We start from the raw sequence: 19,619 nt of genomic DNA, 5'->3' as shown, positions 1-19,619 counted from the left end.
TCCACGGTAAAAGCTTTGCTTGGCGAACGGTCTAGTCTCCCCCGGTAACGGGAGGATGACGATGACGGCCACGCAGACCGCCACGCAGACCACTGGAATAGAAGGCGATCCGGCGCAGTCGGCGGCGGCCCCGTTCGTCGGCCGCGCGATGCCGCGGGTGGAGGATGCGGCGCTGCTGACCGGCGTCGCCCGCTATGCCGACGATCTGCCGGTGAAGCCCGGCACCCTGCAGGCCGCGATCCTGCGCTCGCCCCACGCCCATGCGGATCTGCTGGGCATCGACACAGCCGCCGCCCTGGCGGTGCCCGGCGTCGCCGCCGTGGTCACCGGAGCCGACGCCAAGCGCCTTGCCGGCGCCTTCCTGGTCGGCGTCCGGGCGCCGATGGAGCATTGGTGCCTCGCCATCGACCGCGTGCGCCATGTCGGCGAACCGGTGGCGGTGGTGCTGGCCGACAGCCGCTATCAGGCCGAAGACGCGCTCGACCGGATCGAGGTGCGCTATCGCTCGCTGCCGCCGGTGACCTCGATCACCCAGGCTTTGGACGAAGGATCGGAGCCGCTGCACCCGGCGGTGGGGTCCAACCTCGTCAACAGCCGCAGCTTCCGCTACGGCGACCCTGACGCCGCCTTCGCCCGCGCCGCCCGCACCGTGTCGGTCGAGGTCGAATATCCCCGCAATTCCTGCACCCCGATGGAGTGTTTCGTCGTCCTGGCCGACTACGACGCGGCCGAGGATTCCTACGAGGTGCTGTCGAACTTCTCCGGCCCCTTCGCCGTCCATCCGGTGATGGCCCGCGCGCTGAACGTGCCGGGATCGCGGCTGCGGCTGAAGACCCCGCCCCATTCCGGCGGCAGCTTCGGCAACAAGCAGGCGGTCTTCCCCTATGTCGTGCTGATGGGGCTGTGCGCCCGTGTCGCCGGCCGGCCGGTGAAGTGGGTGGAGGACCGGCTGGAGCATCTGATGGCCGCCACCTCCGCCACCGCGCGCCGCATGCGCATCGACGCGGCGGTGGAACCGAACGGCCGGGTGCTGGCGCTGCGGATGGAGCAGACCGAAGACTGCGGCGCCTATCTGCGGGCGCCGGAACCGGCCTCGCTCTACCGCAACCACGGCAACCTGACGGGCGCCTACGACATTCCCGATCTGGCGGTGACCAACCGCATCGTCGTCACCAACAAGACGCCGACCGGCCTCAACCGAGGCTTCGGTGGCGGACAGCTCTATTACGGGCTGGAGCGGCTGATGAACCGCGTGGCGGCGGAACTTGGGCTGGACCCGCTCGATGTCATCCGCCGCAATCTGGTGGCGGCTGACGCCATGCCCTACCGCACCGCGTCGGGCGGGATGCTCGACAGCGGCAACTACCGCGCGACGCTGGAGCAGGCGGTGCGCGAGGGCGCACTCGACGCGCTGAAGGCGCGGCGCGACGCTCTGCGGGCGGAGGGGCGCCTGTACGGCATCGGCTACGCCGCGGTGGTCGAGCCGTCGATTTCCAACATGGGCTACATCACCACCGTCCTGACCGCCGAGGAACGGCGCAAGGCCGGGCCGAAGAACGGAGCGCAGGCGACCGCCAGCGTCGCGGTCGATCCCACCGGCGGCGTGTCGGTGACGGTGGCCTCCGCACCCCAGGGGCAGGGGCACCGCACCGTGTTGGCCCAGGTGGTGGCCGACGTCTTCGGCCTGCGGTTCGAGGACATCCGCGTCAACACCGACCTCGACACCGGCAAGGACGCCTGGTCGATCGCGTCGGGCAATTATTCCAGCCGCTTCGCCGGGGCGGTGGCGGGGGCGGCCCAGGTGGCGGCGACCCGGCTGCGCGGCCGCATGGCGGTGCTGGTCGCCGGGCAGCTCAACTGCCGGGCGGAGGATGTGCGCTTCGCCGGCGGCAAGGTCTTCTCCGCCGCCAATCCGGACAACGGCTTGTCGTTCTCCCGCGTCGCCGCCGCCGGCCACTGGTCGCCGGGAACGCTGCCCGACGGGCAGGAGGCGGCGCTGCGCGAGACCGCCTTCTGGACGCCGGAGCCGCTGAAGGCGCCGACCGATGCCGACCACATCAACAGCTCCGCCTGCTATGGCTTCATCTTCGATTTCTGCGGAGTGGAGATCGACCGGGCGACGGGGGCGCCGCGGATCGACCGCTACGTCACCATGCACGACGCCGGACGGTTGCTGAACCCGCTGCTGGTGGAAGGCCAGATCCTGGGCGGCTTCGCCCATGCCGTCGGCACCGCGCTGTACGAGGAATACGCCTATGGCGACGATGGCCGGTTCCTGTCCGGCACCTTCGCCGATTATCTGGTGCCGACCGCCTGCGAGGTGCCGGTTCCGGTCATCCTCCACCGCGAAAGCCCGTCACCGGTGACGCCGCTCGGCGCCAAGGGGGTGGGGGAGGGGAACTGCATGAGCACCCCGGTCTGCCTCGCCAACGCGGTGGCGGACGCCCTGTCCGGATTGTCGGTGTCCGGCGTATCGGCGGGCGAGGTGCCGTCCCTGCCGATCACCCCGGCCAAGCTGGCTGCGCTGATCCATCCGCCGGAACCGCCGCGACCGGCACCCGCCGGTGGCGCCAGGGAGACACCGCCGCCGACCGCCGCACCGGGCGGGCGCGGTCTGACCGGGGAGGGCAGCCGCGAGGTGCCGGCCACGCCCGAACAGGTCTGGGCCATCCTGCTCGATCCCAAGGAGTTGGCGGCGCTGCTGCCCGGCTGCGAGGCGTTAGACCTCGTCGGTCCCAACGCCTACCGGGCGGAGGTGGTGGTCGGAATCGGACCAGTGCGCGGCCGTTATATCGCGGAGGTCGCCTTGTCCGACCTCGACCCGCCCAACGCGCTGACCCTGACCGGCAGCGGCACCAGCGCACTGGGATCGGGCACCGGCACCGGGCATGTCACGCTGGAACGCACGGCCACCGGCACGCGCGTCACCTACCGCTACGGCGCGTCGGTCGGCGGCAAGGTCGCCGCGGTCGGCGGCCGGATGCTCGACAGCGCGTCCCGCCTGCTGATCGGCCAGTTCTTCGAAAAGCTGGCCGCCCGGGCCGGTGGCTCCGCTGCTCCGGCCGAACAGCCGTCACTTCTGGCGCGTCTGCTGCGCCTTCTGGGGATCGCCCGATGAAACCCGCATCCTTCGACTATCTGCGGCCGGCGACGGTCGCCGACGCGCTGGCGGCGCTGGCGGCCGGGGGTGAGGACGCCCGCGTGATCGCCGGCGGCCAGTCGCTGATGCCGATGTTGAACATGCGGCTGGTCCAGCCGCGCCTGCTGATCGACCTCGGCCGGCTGGAGGAACTGCGCACGCTGCGCGCCGAGAACGGCTGGCTGACCGTCGGCGCCGCCGTCACCCAGGCCGAGGTGCTGGCCCGCCCGACCCTGGCGCGGGAGGTTCCGCTGCTGGCAGCCGCCCTGCCGTGGGTCGGCCATTTCCAGACCCGCAACCGCGGCACGCTCTGCGGCTCCGTCGCCCATGCCGACCCCAGCGCCGAGACGCCGCTCTGTCTGGTCGCCACCGGCGGCGAGGTGGTGCTGCGCAACCTGCGCCGCCGCCGCACCGTGCCCGCCGCCGACTTCTTCCTGGGACCGCTGACCACGGTGAAGGCGGCGGACGAGATCGTCGAATCCGTCCGCTTCCCGCTCGCCCGGCCGGGCAGCGGCCATGCCTTCCGCGAGCTGTCGATGCGGCACGGCGATTTCGCCATCACCGCCTGCGCAGCCACGGTCGATGGAGAGCGCGCCAGCGTCGCCGTCGGCGGGGTCGCCGACCGGCCGGCCCTCCGGTCCTGGCCGCTGGTTGCCGGCGGGCTGCCGCCGGATCTCGACGAGGCGCTGAACGCCTTCGCCTGGGATCTCGGCGGCGACGACGACCAGCACGCCACCGCGCGCTACCGCCGCGACCTCGTCCGCCGGATCGGCCGTACCGTCCTTGAGGAAGCCTTGTCATGCCGCCGCTGAAATCCACATCGCCGCTGGCGGCGGAGACGCGCCACGCCGTCTCCGTCGTCCTGAACGGCACGCCGCGCACCGGCCACGCACACCCGCGCCTGCTGCTGAGCGATTTCCTGCGCCATGAACTGGGCGCCCACGGCACCCGCGTCGGCTGCGAGCATGGCGTATGCGGCGCCTGCACCGTCCGCATCGACGGCGTGGCGGTCCGCGCCTGCCTGACGCTGGCGGTCCAGGCCGACGGCCGGCGCATCGACACCGTCGAAGGGCTGGCGCAGGCCAACCAGGGACGCATGACCGCGCTCCAGGAGGCGTTCCGCCGCCATCACGCCCTGCAATGCGGCTTCTGCACGGCGGGCATCCTGATGTCGCTGACCGATTACCTGGGCCGCAACCCCAAGCCAACCGAAGAGGAGCTACGCGACATGCTGAGCGGCCATCTTTGCCGCTGCACCGGCTATGCCGGCATCGTCCGCGCCGTGATGGACGTCACCGACCGGACGAGGACGGAGGCCGCCGATGTTTGACCTCGGCCGCAGCATCCTGGCCAGCGCGGAGCGCAGCCCCGACGCGGTCGCCATCGTCGACGGCGACCTGCGGCTGACCTACGCGCAATGGCTGGAGCGCATCCGCCGGCTGGTCGGCGCCTTCGACCGGTTCGGCCTGCATCCCGGCGACCGCGTCGCCACCGCGTTGCAGAACAGCTGGGAGATGGCGACCCTCCATTGGGCCTGCCAACTGGCCGGCATCGCCGTCGTGCCGCTGAACTGGCGGGTGAAAGCCGACGAGCTGGACTACTGCCTGCCCAATGCCGAGGTGCGGGCCCTGTTCTATCAGGAGGTGTCGGCCGACGCCGTCCGGGGCTCCGCCGCGGCGCAGGCTTTGCCCCGCATTGTGATCGGCGATTGGGCGGTCGGCGATCCAGGAAATGGGGGCGGACTCCGAACCGACCACCGCTTCGCCGACCTGCTGGAAAGCGAGCCGGCTCACGCGCATCCCCGCGCCACGGCCGAGGATGTCTCGCTGTTCCTCTACACCTCCGGCACCACCGGCAAGCCCAAGGGCGTGCCGCGCCGCCACCGGACGGAGCGGGCCTCCGCCGTCGCCCATGTCGCGCAGAACTGCTACCGCCGGGGCGAGCGCACGCTGGGGGTGATGCCGCTCTACCACACGATGGGGGTGCGCTCCCTGCTGGCGATGGCGCTGATCGACGGCTGCTTCGTCTGCCTGCCGCGGTTCGATACGGCCCGCGCGCTGGAATTGATCGCGGCGGAACGCCTGACCTGCCTCTATCTGGTGCCGACGCTGTACCACGATCTGCTGGCCGACCCGAATTTCGCGCAAACCGACGTGTCTTCGGTGCGCAAGCTCGGCTTCGCCGGGGCGTCGATGACCGACGGCCTGCTGAAGCGGCTCGACGCCGCCTTCCGGCCCGAGCTGTTCGTCAACCATTACGGCTCGTCCGAGATCTACACCTTCACCATCGACCAGAACGCGCCGGCCAAGCCGGGTTCGGCCGGCAAGGCGGCGCTGAACCAGCGCATCCGCATCGTCCGCCTCGGCAGCTTCGATCCCGACGAGCGGACCGCTGCCGGGGAGGAGGGGCAGATCGTCGCCGATCTGTCCGGCGACGAAGCCTTCGAAGGCTACTGGAAGCGGCCGGACGCCGACGCCAAGGCGCTGCATGCCGGCTGGTACTTCACCGGAGACATCGGCTTTCTCGACGGCGACGGCGACCTGTTCGTCACCGGCCGGGTCGACGACATGATCATCACCGGCGGCGAGAACGTCTCGCCGGTCGAGATCGAAAGCGTCCTGTCGCTGCATGACGGCGTGCTGGAGGTCGCGGTCGCCGGCCTGCCCGACGAGCGCTGGGGCCAGCGGGTCGTCGCCTTCGTCAAGCGCGCCCGCGGTGTCGAGGCGAGGGATCTCGACGACCATTGCCGCAGTTCCGGCCTCGCCAACTTCAAGCGCCCGCGCGATTACGTCTTCCTCGATGAAATCCCGAAATCGCCGGTCGGCAAGATCCTGCGCCGCAAGCTCCAGGCCGGCGAATTCGCGCCGGAACTGAGCCCGACCGAACAAAGCCTTCAGCCATGGAGTTTCCGACCGTGACCCCCTACCGTTTCGTCAGCACCGACAGCCTGCTCGCCAACCTCGACGGTTTCCGCGTGGAGATCGACGAGGCCAAGGAGCGCGCCGACATCGTGCTGCACCGCCCGCCCTTCAACATCGTCAGCATGCTCCAGCGCGACCAGTTCGCCGCCGTGTTCGCGGCGCTCGACCGCGATCACAGGGTGCGGGTGATCGTCCTGCGTGCCGAGGGCGAGAATTTCTCGTCCGGCGGCAACATCGCCGGCTTCATGGAAATGCCGGCGGAACATGTGTCCGAACTGGCCGTCAACATCGCCGCTCCGGAACGCTGCCGCAAGCCGGTGATCGCCCAGGTTCGCGGCTATTGCTTTGGTGTCGGTTTCGAGCTGTCGCTGGCCTGCGACTTCCGGATCGCGTCCGAAACCGCGCAGTTCGCCCTGCCGGAGATGCGCATCGGCATGATCCCCGGTTCCGGCGGGTCGGCCCGCCTGCTGCACATGATCGGCATCTGCCGGACCAAGGACATGGTGATGCGGGCCAGGCGCGTCCCCGGCCGGCAGGCCGCCGACTGGGGCTTCGTCACCGACTGCGTCGCCGACGCCGAACTGGAAGCGACGGTCGCCGCCCTGGTGGACGAACTGCGCGGCTTCTCGCCGCTGGCCCAGCGCACGATCAAGGGGGTGCTGAACAGCGGCAACAACGTGTCGGTCAACGGCGCCATCGAGATCGAGGGGCAGGCCTACGGCCGCCTGCGCGGCTCGGAGGATTTCAAGGAGGGCGTCGCCTCCTTCCACGAGAAGCGCAAGCCCGCCTTCAAGGGGATCTGATCCCCGCCACGCCGGTCACGGCACCGGCATGAGCGCCCGCCATCGAACGAGCAGGCGCCGCATTTCCGACAACAGGGCGCGGCATCGCGCCAGTGAGGGAGACCATCCATGTCCAAGAACGCTCTTCCAAGGTCAGTCCATGCCCTGCCGCTGCTGCTGGCCCTGTTGGCGGCTTCACTGGCAGCCCCGGGGGCGGCGCAGGCGGCCGAGCCGATCCGCATCGGGGTGGTGACCCCGCTGTCGGGCACCTACGCGCCGATCGGCCAGCAGGTCCGCTGGGGCCTGGAACTGGCGACGAAGGAGGTCAACGCCGCCGGCGGCATCCTCGGCCGTCAGGTCGAGCTGTTGTTCGAGGACGAGGAGGCCAACCCCGCCGTCGCAACCCAGAAGGCGGAGAAGCTGTTCCAGGTCAACAAGGTCGATTTCCTGACCGGCACGGTCAATTCCGGCTCTACCCTGGCGGTCGGGCAGCTGGCGGAGCGCAACGGCAGGCTGATCGCCACCACCGTCTCCTTCTCAGACGCCATCACCACCGACAAATGCTCGCCCAACGTCTTCCGGGTGAATGCGCGGGCGGGGCAGCAGTCGGCGGCGCTGGCGGAATGGCTGGCCAAGGACAAGCCTAAGGCCAAGGTCTATTATCTCGGCCCCGACTACGAGATGGGACGGTCCACCGTCGCGGCATTCAAGGCGGCGGCGGAGAAGACCGGCGCACAATCGACCGGCGAAGTATTCGCGCCGCTCGGCAGCAAGGATTATTCGCAGTATTTCGGCCAACTCCGCGCCGCGCGGCCCAGCGTGCTCTACACCTCCACCGCCGGCAACGACACCGTGCGCCTGCTGACGCAGATGAGCGAGTACGGGCTGCTGCGCAACCTGACCATCGTCGGCGCGTCGGGCACCGTGACCGCCCAGAACATCGGCGCCATCGGCAAGGCGGCCGAAGGCTTTGTCACCGGCGTCGGCTATTCGGCGGAACTGGCGACGCCCGAGAACAAGGCTTTCGTCGCCGCTTTCCGCAAGGCCTACGACGCCGCCCCCGACCTTTACGGCGCTGACAGCTACGGCCTGATCGGCTTCTTCAAGGCCGCGGTGGAGAAGGCCGGCGGCACCGACACCGACGCGCTGCGCAAGGCGATGGAGGGGCTGAGCTGGAGCACGCCGCAGGGCGCCAAGACCATGCGGGCGGGCGACCATCAGGCCGTCCAGGACATGTATGCCGTGCGTATCGCGGCGGACGGCGGCAGCACCCGCTTCGATGTGGTCGGCACCGTTCCGGGCGACGCGGCCATCGGGCCGGACCAGTGCACCCGCTTCTGAGGAACCGTTTCCAGGGAGCCGACGGCCATGGCCGAACTCATCGACTATCTGCAATTCGTCCTGGCGCCGCAGGCGCTGAACGGTCTGTCGCTCGGGGTCGCCGTCGTCCTGATGGCGCTGGGCCTGACCATCATCTTCGGGCTGCTGGACGTCATCAACATGGCCCATGGCGAGTTCTACGCCATGGGCGCCTTCCTGGCGCTGACCCTGGCCGGGCTGGGGGTCGGGTTCTGGGCGCTGCTGGTGCTGGTGCCGCTGCTGATGCTCCCCATCGGCTGGCTGGCCGAGCGCTGGCTGATCGAGCGGGTCTTCCACAGCCGCGACCGCCACATCCTGACCCTGCTGCTGACCTTCGGGCTGGGGATGATCCTGGAGGATGTGCTGAAGCTGGTCTATGGCCCCAACACCCTGCGGCCCGACAACCCGATCGAGGGCGGCACCGAGATCCTCGGCATGTTCCTGCCGAACTACCGGCTGTTCCTGATCGGCTTCGGCCTCGCGCTGATCGCCGCGGTCTGGCTGGTGGTCTTCCGCACCGGGCTGGGCGCCATGGTGCGGGCGGCCGCCTTCGACAAGGACATGGCCTCGTCCCTGGGCGTGCCGGTGCGCCGGGTCTATGCCGGCACCTTCGCCTTCGGCGTGGCGCTGGCCGCCCTGTCCGGAGTGCTGCTGGCGCCGATCTACTCAGTATTCCCGACCATGGGGCGCGATTTCATCCTGATGGCCTTCACCGTGGTGATCGTCGGCGGCATGGGGTCGATCCAGGGGGCGGTGATCGCCGGCCTGTTGCTGACCCAGGTGCAGGCGCTGTCCAGCCTCTACATCTCGCCGGTCTGGTCGGACCCGCTGGTGTTCGGGATCATGGTGCTGGTGCTGATGGTCCGGCCGCAGGGCCTGTTCGGGAGGCTGGGACATGCCTGACGCCACCACGTTGCGCACCCTGTCCGACCCCGGCCGCGCCGGGCCGGTTTCCCGTCTTTCCCGGCTGGCGCCGGTCCACTGGCTGGCGTTCGCCTTCCTGGCGGCGGCGCTGGGCTTTGCCGCCGTCGCCTGGGCGACCGGCAACGGCTTCTACCTGCGTCTGGCGACCGAGGCGCTGATCTTCGCCGGTCTGGCGATGAGCGTCGACCTGCTGCTGGGCTATACCGGCCTGCTGTCGCTCGGGCAGGCGCTGTATTTCGGGCTGGGGGCCTATGTCTCCGCACTCGTCCTGCGCGACGTTTCTCCCAGCTTCTGGCTGGCGATGGGGGCGGCCCTGCTGTCGGGCGTCCTGGCGGGCCTGATCGGCGGCGTCATCGCCAACCGGGTGAAGGGCGTCTATTTCGCCCTCATCACCTTCGGGCTGGCCCAGGTCGCGGCCAAGACCGTCTACAACACCCGCGCGCTGGGCGCCTCGGACGGGCTGATCGGCATCCCGCAGATCCAGGTCGGCTTCGGTCCGTTCAGTCTCGACACCGCCGACCCGCTGTCCTTCTTCCTGCTGGTGCTGGCCCTGACCGTGGCCGCCTATTCGGGCTTGGCCTATCTGATGGATGCACCCTTCGGCCGGACGCTGGCCGCCATCCGCGCCAATGAGAGGCGCGTGCCGTTCCTGGGATTCAACGCATGGCGCTACAAGCTGGCGGTCTATGTGCTGGCTGCCTGCGTCGCGGCGCTGGCGGGGGCGCTCTACCCGATGCTGCGCGGCTTCGTCTCGCCGGAACTGATGTTCTTCGAGACCTCCGGCAATGCCGTCATCACCGTCATCGTCGGCGGCGTCGGCACACTGGTCGGACCGGTGGTGGGCAGCCTGCTGCTGACCGCCCTGCGCTCCGTCGTCGGTTCCTGGACCGAGCATCACCTGATCGTCGTGGGAGTCATCTTCATGCTGTCCGTCATCTTCCTGCGCAAGGGGCTGGTCGGTGCACTGCTGGCGCGCCTCAACCGCCGCAACGGGCGGGGGAGGTCGGCGCCATGACGGCATCCTCCCTCAAGACCGCGGCGGCCGGTGCGGGCGGAGCCTGTGCGCTGGGCGTGCGCGACCTGTCAGTGAATTTCGGCGGGCTCCAGGCGGTTGCGGGCGTCGGCTTCGAGGCAGCCGCCGGCCGGATCACCTCGGTCATCGGCCCCAACGGGGCGGGCAAGAGCACGCTGTTCAACCTGATCAGCGGCGCCATCCGCCCAACCGGCGGCCGGGTGACGCTGGACGGCGCCGACGTCACCGGGCGCTCGCCCGACCGGCTGCTCGCCGCCGGGTTGGCGCGGTCCTTCCAGATCACCAACCTGTTCTTCGAACTGCCGGTCCTGGAAAACCTGAGGATCGCCGCACAGGTGCTGGAACGGCCCTGGCACGCGCTGCGTCCGGTCGGCCACAGCCGCCGGGCGCTGGCCAAGGCGGAGGCGCTGCTGGAGCGGTTCGGCCTGTCGGCGAAGGCGGGGGAACTTGCCGGCAATCTCTCCCACGGCGAGCAGCGGCGGCTGGAGATCGCGGTGGCGCTGGCCGCCGAACCGCGGGTGCTGTTGCTCGACGAGCCGACCCAGGGCATGAGCCACGGCGACACGGCCGACACCGGCGCCTTGATCCGCTCGCTGGCCGGCGACCTGACCGTGCTGTTGATCGAGCATGACATCGGCCTGGTGATGAGCCTGTCGGACCATGTCGTCGTGATGGCCCAGGGCCGGAAGATCGCCGAGGGCCCGCCCGCCGTGGTGCGCGCCGATCCCGCCGTACAGGCCGCCTATTTCGGACACGGGTGAAACCCATGCTATCCATCGAGAACCTGCACGCGCATTACGGCCTCAGCCACGTCCTGCAAGGGGTGTCCCTGCAGGCCGGTCCGGGCGAGGTGGTCGGGCTGTTCGGCCGCAACGGCGTCGGCAAGACCACCATCCTGAAGTCCATCGCCGGCTGGGTGCCGGCCAGTTCCGGAACGATCCGATACGGTGGCGTCGATCTCGCCGGGCAGACTCCCGACGCGATCGCCCGCCTCGGGCTCGGGCTGGTGCCGGAGGATCGCCGCATCTTTCCCGGCCTCAGCGTCGAGGAGAATCTGCGGCTGGGGCTGCACCAATGTCCCGGCCGCGCCCGTCAGGACAACGAGCGGGCGATCGGGCAGGCCTTCGCCCGCTTTCCCCGGCTGGCCGAACGGCGGCGGCAGCTCGGCACCACCCTGTCCGGCGGCGAACAGCAGATGCTGGCGATGGCCCGCGTGATGGTGGGCACGGCCAGGCTGCTGCTGATCGACGAGCCGACGGAAGGTCTGGCCCCGATGATCGTCGACGAGATCTTCGGGATCATCACGGACTTGAAGCGGGCGGGGCTCACCATCCTGCTGGTGGAGCAGAACATCCACCGTGCGCTGGACGTCGCCGATCGGTTCTACGCGGTGGAACGGGGACGCATCACGCTTCAGGGCGAAGCGGCCTCGTCCGCCGACCGTGCCCGGTTGATGGAGATGGTTGCCGTATGATCCGGTCGCCGATGGTCATCGGGCACGATCAACGGCGGTCGAAGTTGTGATCTGCGGCGACATAGCTGTATGGCACCTGGACGTAGTTCAGAACGCCACCGGTGTCGACATAGGGCGACAGGAGTTTCGTCAGATTGAGCCCGACACCGATGTAGAAGTGCCGTTCGCGTCGGTCGGAGGCCCCCGTGCCGGAATAGCTGTCATAGTTGCGGGCATAGTAGCCGACGTGGAATTCCAGATGGCGCAGCACCGGGTCGGTGACCGCTTCGAACCCATCGGCCTTGACAGCGATAAGGTACTTCAGGCGCTGGTAGTCGGTGGTGACGTCGAGCTGTCGCTTGCCGCGGGGGAAGGGATCGTATTCTGCGCGGAAGTCGAATTTCCGTTTGATCTCGGGATACTCCCACAACGCATAGCCGAGCGCCGCCCCGGCCGTGTTGAACAGCATGTCCTGGTAGGAGAAGCCGTAATCGTCGCTGAAAGCGTCTCCGATCTCGATCGCGGTCATGACGCCAAGGGACGAAAATGCTCCGTAGCGGGCGGCGTCCGTCCGTCCGTAGCCGAACCGCTCGTAACTGTGGGCGAACAGATGGCTCAGCGCATAGCCCGACCAGGCATGGCCCAGCTTGTCGGCACCGCCCTCGCCAGTGGTGCGGCCGAACCAACCCTCATCCTGAAATCTGGGACCGCCCGAGCCCCAATCCCATGACCATGTGCCCCAGCCCAATGCCACCGCGCCAACCCCCAGGTTCAACCAGAGGGCCTTGTCCGCGCGGGTCATTTCCGCAGACGAAGCCCATCCGGATTGGCAAACGAGGACAAGCGCAAATAGAAATCGAGCCAGATGTCTCATTCCGCCTCACACGAAAAGAGGGCCGAGTTCCGGGATCAGGTCAAAGAGGACTGCCGCGGATGCTGGATGTTTAATCCTGGCGGCCGCAGCATTGAACAATAACAGGATTGTCTGAATGGCCCTGGCAGGCCATTGCGCATTTGTGTTCGGATGGGAGCGAAAAGAGGCATCACTTAGTACAGTGTATTCCGAGATGCCTCTTTAGGGATGGCGTGCAGCACGCCGGCACCGGCGTCTGCCGTTGAGCCGAAGCCGCGGGTTTCAGACCCCCAGCAGCTTGGTGAGGGCGGGGACCGTGAGGACGGCGGTGTAGTAGCCCATGAACTGGACCCCGGTGTTGAAGCCCAGCGTCCGGTAGAGCAACCCGCCCACGAGTCCGATCGCCAGGATCACCAGCAGGCCCATCAGCCCGCCTTCCCACACGCCGATGACGAGGATCAGGCCGGAGAAGGTGGCGATGATCGCTTCGTGGCTCAGCCGGCGGGCGACCAGGGCCGCGGCACTGCGGGCATAATTCATCGCGAAGGGGTAGGAGACCAGCGCCGCCAGGACGACCGCCAGCAGGCCGTAACCCAAGAATTCCCAGCTGGTCATCAGGTTGTGGAGGTTGTTGACCTGCCCGGTCGCCGCATCGACGGTGAAGCGTGGCGGCGCGTTGAACAGCGGCGCGGCAGGTCCGGCGGCGACGGGGCTCAGCGGCAGGCCGAAGGCGATCAGCGGGATCAGCGCCTCGGCGATGTAGGTCGATTCCGTGACGCCGTTGCGCGCGGTCAGCACCGTCGTCATGCGATGGTAGACATGGCGGACGCGCGAGCCCACCACCTCGCCCAGCAGAACGGTCATCGCGACCGGGCTGAACACAAAGGTGGCGCTGGAAATGGCGGCGGTGCCCAGCGTCCAGCGCAGCTGTGAGGCATCCAGCACCTTGAAGGGGTTCGGGAAATAGCCGCCCCAGCTCTTGACGTCGGGAGCGAGCGCGAAGCTGCGCACCTTGTCGCGGGCGATCCGCTTGCGGTCGACCGGCGACAGGACGGAGAAGAGGTCGGCCACCAGCGGACCGATGGCGATGCCCAGGAAGTAGCTGATGCTCAGCTTCACGCCGAACTTTGCGGTCAGCCCCTGCAGCGCCACGATCACCAGCACGAAGGGGAACAGCGCGACGACCGAGGCCCAGCGCCCGGCGGAGAAATAGGCGATGATCACCGCCGCGGCGACGAAGATCCAGGGTGCAGCCTTGGTGATGGCCGGTCCGAATGGAGCAAGCAGTACGGCGAACAGCACCGCCAGCGGAACGGAGACGAAGGCGGCGATGATGGCGCCGGACACCATCTTGCGCAGGGCGATGTGCGGCACGCCGAGATTGCGCAGGACGCCGGCCTGCTGCATCAGCGGAATCGCCATGGTGTCGCCGGGGATGCCGAGCAGAGCGGTCGGCACCGCGTGGGTCATGTGCTTGGCGACCGCGCTGGCGAGAAAGAAGGTGAAGACGCCGGCCGGCGGCACGCCCAGCAGGACGACCAGCAGGGTCAGGGGCGCAATGGTCGTGGTCTCGTCGGTGCCGGACACCAGCCCGATGGCTGCGAACAGCACGGCACCGAGCAGCCCCATTCCCGCCGCCCAGAGGATGTCGGAAAGAAGGAGTTCCATCACGCCCGCGCCCCCCGTGCCGCCGGTTCGGAGCGCAGGGCATCGGGGCTCGGGGACGGAACGCCGTGCAGAGCCGCCTTGCGGCCGCCGGCATCCCTTCCGGCGTCCTGGGCCGCTTCCTCGGCTGCGAACAGGTCGTAGAGTCCCATCTCCTTCAATTCGGCCACGGTCGGCGCGGGAAGGTCGGCGAGCCGGCCGAAGCCGCCGGGTTCCGATCGCAGTTCGGCCATCAGCGTCTCCCGCCAGGCAGGATCGGCGGCACGGTCGATGACCTCCCGCTTGGGCGGGAACAGGCGGGCGCACACCGCGCCGGACACCAGGCACCCCGCCAGCCCGACCAGCATCGAATAGGCGCGCGCCATCTCCGGCGCGGCGACGAGGCCGGCAAGGATGTGGTTGGCCAACAGAAAGGCGCCGAGGCTGATGGCGCAGCCGATCGCCATCGCCCATCCGAGATGGACGCTGTCGACCGTGTCCCCCCAGACCTCTATCAATTGTCCCGTCTTCATTGCGTTTCCTCTTCATCGGGGGGCGGAGTCATGCCGCGGTGGAGCGTCATGACCCTGCCGGTTGGCTGGCCTGCCGGTTGCCTGGCCGGGTCCTTCGACGGACCTGCTTGTTGTGGCCTTGTTAGCTATTGGGCGGCCGCCCGCATGTCCTCCAGGATCGCCTGGGCGACGTCCTGGCGGACGGTGCCGCGCTCCACCAGGATGCGGGCGACGCGGTCGATCTCCTCGCCGACCGCACCCGCCATCATGGCGATGTTCTGGGCGTGCAGGGCCATGTGGCCCTTCTGGATGCCGGTGGTCGCCAGCGCCTTCAGCGCGGAGAAGTTCTGCGCCAGACCGACCGCGGCGATGACGCGGGCCAGACGTTCGGCGCTGGTAACGCCGAGGATCCTCAGGCAGGCCTGCGCCGTGGGATGGGCCTTGGTGGCGCCGCCGATCAGGCCGACCGCCATCGGCAGCTCGATCGACCCGCTGAGATGACCGTCGGCCGTCACCTCGAAGCGGGTCAGGCTGCCGTACCGGCCGTTGCGGGCGGCATAGGCATGGGCGCCGGCCTCCACCGCGCGGGTGTCGTTACCGGTGGCCAGCACGACGGCGCTGACGCCGTTCATGATGCCCTTGTTGTGGGTGGCGGCGCGGTAGGGATCGGCGTCGGCGAAGTGATAGGCGCTGATGATGCCGTCGCGCACCGCCTCGCCGCCGATCTGGCCACCGATCTGGTCGAGAGGCCACACCGCATGCGCCCGCGCCAGACGGCGGTCGGCCAGGTTGGACAGGATGCGCAGATAGACGCGCCCGCCGGTCCATTCGGCGATGTGGGGGGCGAGCTTCTCCGCCATGCTGTTGACCGCGTTGGCGCCCATGGCATCCCGGGTGTCGACGATCAGGTGCGTCACCAGCATCGGACCGCCCTGGCTGTCGAGCACGCGGACCTCGACATCGCGGAAACCGCCGCCGAACTTCAGCAGGATCGGGTCGCAGCCGTCGCACACCGCCTTGATCTCGTCCCGCCGGTCGAGGATGCGCAGGCGCGCGGCATGGGGATCGGCGACGCCGATCGCCTGGATCTGCGCGATCATCAGCGTGCCGGACATCGAGGTGGTGAAGCCGCCGGCGTCGTAGCATTGCCGGGCCGCATTGCAGACCGCCGCGACCACCGACGATTCCTCCGTCGCCATCGGGATCAGCAGATCCTCGCCGTCGACCTTCATGTTGGTCGCGATTCCCAAGGGGATGTTCATCGACCCGATGACGTTCTCGACCAGCCGGTCGGCGAGGTCGATATCCAGGTTGCCGGTGCCGGGCAGCGCCGCCGCCGCCGCCGCGTCGAGCCCGGCGAATTCGGAGACGATCGCCAGCCGCTCCACCGGCGACTTCTTGTGGAATCCGGAGATGCGGGAGCTGCGATGGGGATTGGTCATTCCTGAACCTTGTTTGCTGTGAGGGCGTTGCCGGCCGGGGAGGGCGCCCGGGTTGTCACTCGCGGATCGTCGCGTTCGAACGGATGCGGGGATGGCGAACAGGACGCTGCGGCGAAAGCCGCGACGGCGCTGTTCGCATGCGGAATGATCAGTGATACAAAGGGACAGAGCAAGGGACAGTTCGCCGGTATATTCGGGACACTGTCCCAGCGATTTTAGTGGGACACCTTACCGGAAGGGCCGGCTGCACGATGACGCGGGTGAACAGCATCGTTGACAAGATCGCCGGTCTGATCGGCGACGGTCTGCTGAAGCCGGGGGAGCGGCTACTATCGGTCCGGGCCGGTGCGGTCGAACATGGCGTTTCCAAGAACACCATGGCGGAGGCCTATGACCGGCTGGTGGCGCTGGGCTATCTGGAAGCCAAGCAAGGCTCCGGCTATTACGTCGCGCGGGTGCGCCGTGCCTCGGCTGAACAGCAGCCAGCCCATGTGGCGGAAGCGGTGGATTCCGTCTCGCTCCTGCGCGAACAGCTGGTCCAGACCTGCTCGGTGCGGATCGGCGACGGTCGCCCGCCGCCGTCCTGGATGGAGCGGTTCGAGATCGGCAGCGCCCCGCGCTTCATGGCGGCGGCGCGCGGTCTGGCGTCGGAACATGGATACGGCTCGCCCTGGGGTTTCCTGCCGCTTCGGGAGAGGCTGGCGCTGACGCTGGGGGAACGCTCGATCAAGGCGTCGCCCGACCAGATCCTGCTGACCCAGGGCGCCAACCATGCGCTGGACCTCGTCGCCCGCCAGATGCTGGAGCCGGGGGATACCGTTCTCGTCGACAGTCCCGGCTATTACCCGCTGTTCGGCAAGCTGCGCCTGTCGCGGATCGCCATCGTCGGCGTGCAGCGCCTCCAGGACGGTCCCGACCTGGACGATCTTGCCGCCAAGGCCGCAGCCCACAAGCCCAAACTGTTCTTCACCCAGTCGCTGGCCCACAATCCGACCGGCAGTTCGATCACGCCGGCGGTGGCGCACCGCCTGCTGCAGGTCGCCGGCCAACATGGATTCTATGTGGTGGAGGACGATCCCTTCGCCGACGTGCTGCCTGCCGCCAGTCCGCGGCTGGCCGCTCTCGACCAGCTGGACCGGGTAATCTACATCGGCACCTTCTCCAAGACGCTGTCGGCCAGCCTGCGCGTCGGCTATGTGGCGGCGAAGCGGCCGCTGATCGACCGGCTGTGCGACGTGAAGATGCTGACCATCGTCAGCACCTCCGATTATGTCGAGCGGATCGTCTACGGCTTCATCGCGTCCGGGCATTATTTGCGCCACCTGCGCAAGCTGAAGACCCGGATCGAGGAGCATGCCGAAACGGCGATGCTGGCGCTCGGCCGCATCGGCGTGCGGCTGCCGCCAACCGTCTCTGGGAGCTATTACCTGTGGGGCGAGCTTCCCGACCATCTCAACGATGTGGATCTGGCGTACCAAGCGGCGGAACGCGGCATCTTCCTGGCGCCCGGGACGCTGTTCCTACCGACCAGGATGCCAACCGCGCCGGCCTTGCGGATCAACATCGCCTACGCGACCGATCCCCGCTTCATCGACTTCCTGAAAGACCATCTTGCCCGGCCTGGCCATGCCCCGCCCAGCGGCGCCGACCGGTCGGCATAAGGCAAGAGGGTGCTGTTCGTCCTGCCTGGACAGGGCCATTTCATACGGCTCAATGCCGGGAGCCCGGATGCAAGGGAGATGGCCGTCCATGTCAAACGTTGTCCTTCTCGGAGATTCGATCTTCGACAATGCCGCCTATGTGGGCGGCGGTCCCGACGTGGTGACGCAGCTTCGCCCGCTTCTGCCGCAGGGCTGGCAGGCGACCTTGCGGGCGGTGGATGGCGGCGTCACCGGGAGCGTTGCCGCTCAGGTCGGGCAACTCCCCCCGGATGCCAGCCATCTCGTGGTGAGCGTCGGCGGCAACGACGCCCTTCGGCATTCCAGCGTTCTCGACGAGGGGGCGCGGTCGGTTGCCGGCGCCGTGAATGCGCTGGGCGAGGTGCGGGAGCAATTCCAGCGCGACTATCGGGCGATGCTCGACGCCGTGACGGCCCGGCGCCTGCCGACGGCGGTCTGCACCATCTATGATGCGAACTACCCCGACCCGCTGCGGCAGCGGCTGGTCGTCACCGGCCTGACCATCTTCAACGACGTCATCACGCGGGCCGCCTTCGCGCGCGGGCTGCCGCTGATCGACCTCCGCCTGATCTGCGACGAGGCGGCGGACTATGCCAATCCGATCGAGCCGTCGGTGCAGGGCGGCGGCAAGATCGCCCGGGCGATCGCCGCCCTCATCGCCGGCCACGACTGGTCGCAGCCCCGCTCCACCGTGTTCGCCCGCTAGAGCTATCTATGCCCGTTTGTAGGCCATCAGGAAGGCCACGGTGCAGAGAAGGGGAAGTCCGACGTCGCGCATTTGGAAATCGATGTGGAGGATGGCGGCATAGAGAACGATGCCGATCGTGGCGATGGCCGGCAACAGGGTGTCGGCGAGCCCGAGTATGCCGCGGCCGTCAAGCCAAGCGCCGGCCGCCAAGGCCACGTGAACCAGCGCGATCAGGATGAGGAGGGCGATACCGGCCATCAGGACATATTCCAGGGTGAACACCGCCGGCAGGTACCCGGCGGGAAGCGATGCGGTGAGGATCGGAGTCAATGCGCCATGCGCCGCTGTTACCCCGATGACGGCGATGTAATGCAGCGCCGTCGCCAGCAGCAGATTGCCGGACAGCAACTCCACGGTTCGCCAGGGCAGGAAGGTGGGCCAACGGATGCGGTCGAGGACGAGGATGGTCACCGCAGTCCCACTGCCGAAGAGCAGGGCGTAATCGGGCGACAGCGGCCATTTCGACACCCCATGACCGAGAACCAGGATGTCGAACGATGCCACCGAGAGGCCTAGCAGCGCGACGATCGCAGTCCTGCGGGAGTGCCGGTGGTGGGCGAACATCCGCCCCGCAACGACGAAGAGGATCCACGGGAAGACAGGGAACCAGCCCGGAAAGGATCTCACGAACAAGTCGTAGATGAAGGGAAGCGGCAAGGCGAACCAAGCGCCGCAGAGTGCGAGAAGAAAAAGGCCGATAAGCATCCGGTTGGCGGCGCCGACCCTGGCGGCGATATCGAACAGCAGCCGGGCGGCGAACAGAAACATGAAGAAGTCGCTGGAGAAGGGGTTGTTCTGTTGATACAGGCTGTGGATGGCCGCCAGGATGAACAGCTTCAGATGATCCTCGATCCGCCGGCCCAGCGGCTTTCCCAGGAAGCGATCGAGCGTCATTCCGAAGGCGAAGAAGAACAGCACCGGCGCCAGTTCGAAGACGAATTGCAGGATGTTGACGAGATGGTAGGCGTCCGGCATCGCGCGCCCCCAATGGCCCGCCACCATGAACACAAGGGCGGAGACGCGGATGATGTCCAGGCTTCTGTCTCTGGTTGCCGGTGGGTTCGGCAGTGGCATGTGCTCACTCCCAAGGACGGGCCGAGCCGAGGCCCGGCTTGCCATGACGAGGGTTT

The 19,619-nt window shown here is 68.4% G+C and carries 17 protein-coding genes; 12 read left to right on the top strand and 5 right to left on the bottom strand.

All coding sequences use genetic code 11. The features are described from left to right. Positions 1–61 precede the first annotated feature (61 nt). The 10 genes from VD964_RS10020 (at position 62) to VD964_RS09975 (ending at position 11,632) form a co-directional block, all read left to right on the top strand. A complete protein-coding gene (locus VD964_RS10020; RefSeq protein ID WP_324868131.1) occupies positions 62–3,118 on the top strand; it encodes a xanthine dehydrogenase family protein molybdopterin-binding subunit in 3,057 nt (1,018 codons plus the stop codon). After that, complete coding sequence (locus VD964_RS10015; RefSeq protein WP_324868129.1) at positions 3,115–3,951, top strand: FAD binding domain-containing protein; 837 nt, start codon at positions 3,115–3,117, stop codon at positions 3,949–3,951. The genes VD964_RS10020 and VD964_RS10015 overlap by 4 nt, the downstream gene beginning before the upstream one ends. Next, complete coding sequence (locus VD964_RS10010) at positions 3,939–4,469, top strand: (2Fe-2S)-binding protein (protein WP_324868127.1); 531 nt, start codon at positions 3,939–3,941, stop codon at positions 4,467–4,469. Before VD964_RS10015 ends, VD964_RS10010 begins: the two co-directional genes overlap by 13 nt. Next, positions 4,462–6,057, top strand: a complete 1,596-nt coding sequence (locus tag VD964_RS10005) for an AMP-binding protein (protein WP_324868125.1) — start codon at positions 4,462–4,464, stop codon at positions 6,055–6,057. The genes VD964_RS10010 and VD964_RS10005 overlap by 8 nt, the downstream gene beginning before the upstream one ends. Further along, entirely contained in the window at positions 6,054–6,863 is an 810-nt protein-coding gene (locus VD964_RS10000) for an enoyl-CoA hydratase/isomerase family protein (protein ID WP_324868123.1), read from the top strand. Before VD964_RS10005 ends, VD964_RS10000 begins: the two co-directional genes overlap by 4 nt. 108 nt (positions 6,864–6,971) lie before the next feature. Continuing rightward, complete coding sequence (locus tag VD964_RS09995) at positions 6,972–8,183, top strand: ABC transporter substrate-binding protein (protein WP_324868121.1); 1,212 nt, start codon at positions 6,972–6,974, stop codon at positions 8,181–8,183. Positions 8,184–8,210: 27 nt separating this feature from the next. After that, positions 8,211–9,104 (top strand): branched-chain amino acid ABC transporter permease, encoded by an 894-nt coding sequence (locus tag VD964_RS09990; protein WP_310116978.1) that lies wholly within the window; start codon positions 8,211–8,213, stop codon positions 9,102–9,104. Next, positions 9,097–10,140: a branched-chain amino acid ABC transporter permease gene (locus VD964_RS09985; RefSeq protein WP_324868117.1), complete on the top strand. Its 1,044-nt coding sequence runs from the start codon at positions 9,097–9,099 to the stop codon at positions 10,138–10,140. Before VD964_RS09990 ends, VD964_RS09985 begins: the two co-directional genes overlap by 8 nt. Continuing rightward, on the top strand, positions 10,137–10,919 hold the full coding sequence (locus VD964_RS09980; protein ID WP_324868115.1) for an ABC transporter ATP-binding protein: 783 nt from the start codon (positions 10,137–10,139) through the stop codon (positions 10,917–10,919). The genes VD964_RS09985 and VD964_RS09980 overlap by 4 nt, the downstream gene beginning before the upstream one ends. 5 nt (positions 10,920–10,924) lie before the next feature. Further along, positions 10,925–11,632: an ABC transporter ATP-binding protein gene (locus tag VD964_RS09975; RefSeq protein WP_324868113.1), complete on the top strand. Its 708-nt coding sequence runs from the start codon at positions 10,925–10,927 to the stop codon at positions 11,630–11,632. A gap of 28 nt (positions 11,633–11,660) precedes the next feature. Here VD964_RS09975 and VD964_RS09970 read toward each other — a convergent pair whose 3' ends face one another. The 4 genes from VD964_RS09970 to VD964_RS09955 all read right to left on the bottom strand — a co-directional run bounded on the left by VD964_RS09970 (position 11,661) and on the right by VD964_RS09955 (position 16,062). Then, the gene (locus VD964_RS09970) at positions 11,661–12,413 is read right to left on the bottom strand and encodes a DUF2279 domain-containing protein (RefSeq protein ID WP_324868111.1); all 753 of its coding nucleotides are present in this window, start codon (positions 12,411–12,413) and stop codon (positions 11,661–11,663) included. 333 nt (positions 12,414–12,746) lie between these two features. Then, complete coding sequence (locus VD964_RS09965; protein ID WP_310116973.1) at positions 12,747–14,132, bottom strand: tripartite tricarboxylate transporter permease; 1,386 nt, start codon at positions 14,130–14,132, stop codon at positions 12,747–12,749. Next, entirely contained in the window at positions 14,132–14,641 is a 510-nt protein-coding gene (locus VD964_RS09960) for a hypothetical protein (protein ID WP_324868107.1), read from the bottom strand. The genes VD964_RS09965 and VD964_RS09960 overlap by 1 nt, the downstream gene beginning before the upstream one ends. A 125-nt stretch (positions 14,642–14,766) precedes the next feature. After that, positions 14,767–16,062, bottom strand: a complete 1,296-nt coding sequence (locus VD964_RS09955; protein ID WP_324868104.1) for a hydroxymethylglutaryl-CoA reductase, degradative — start codon at positions 16,060–16,062, stop codon at positions 14,767–14,769. Between the two features lie 260 nt (positions 16,063–16,322). Between VD964_RS09955 and VD964_RS09950 the strand changes: the two genes are divergently transcribed. Both VD964_RS09950 and VD964_RS09945 read left to right on the top strand, forming a co-directional pair. After that, positions 16,323–17,723, top strand: a complete 1,401-nt coding sequence (locus VD964_RS09950) for a PLP-dependent aminotransferase family protein (protein ID WP_414637118.1) — start codon at positions 16,323–16,325, stop codon at positions 17,721–17,723. Positions 17,724–17,811: 88 nt separating this feature from the next. Then, positions 17,812–18,447 (top strand): SGNH/GDSL hydrolase family protein, encoded by a 636-nt coding sequence (locus VD964_RS09945; RefSeq protein ID WP_324868100.1) that lies wholly within the window; start codon positions 17,812–17,814, stop codon positions 18,445–18,447. A 6-nt stretch (positions 18,448–18,453) separates the two neighbouring features. On the opposite strand, the gene VD964_RS09940 is transcribed toward VD964_RS09945, so the two are convergent. After that, positions 18,454–19,563 (bottom strand): hypothetical protein, encoded by a 1,110-nt coding sequence (locus VD964_RS09940; RefSeq protein ID WP_324868098.1) that lies wholly within the window; start codon positions 19,561–19,563, stop codon positions 18,454–18,456. Between the last annotated feature and the right edge of the window lie 56 nt (positions 19,564–19,619).

Origin of the sequence: Azospirillum sp., assembly GCF_035628975.1 — a bacterium.
In the GTDB taxonomy this organism is placed as follows: domain Bacteria; phylum Pseudomonadota; class Alphaproteobacteria; order Azospirillales; family Azospirillaceae; genus Azospirillum.
Note: the sequence above shows the minus strand (reverse complement) of the source record. Positions and strands in the feature narration are given on the sequence as shown.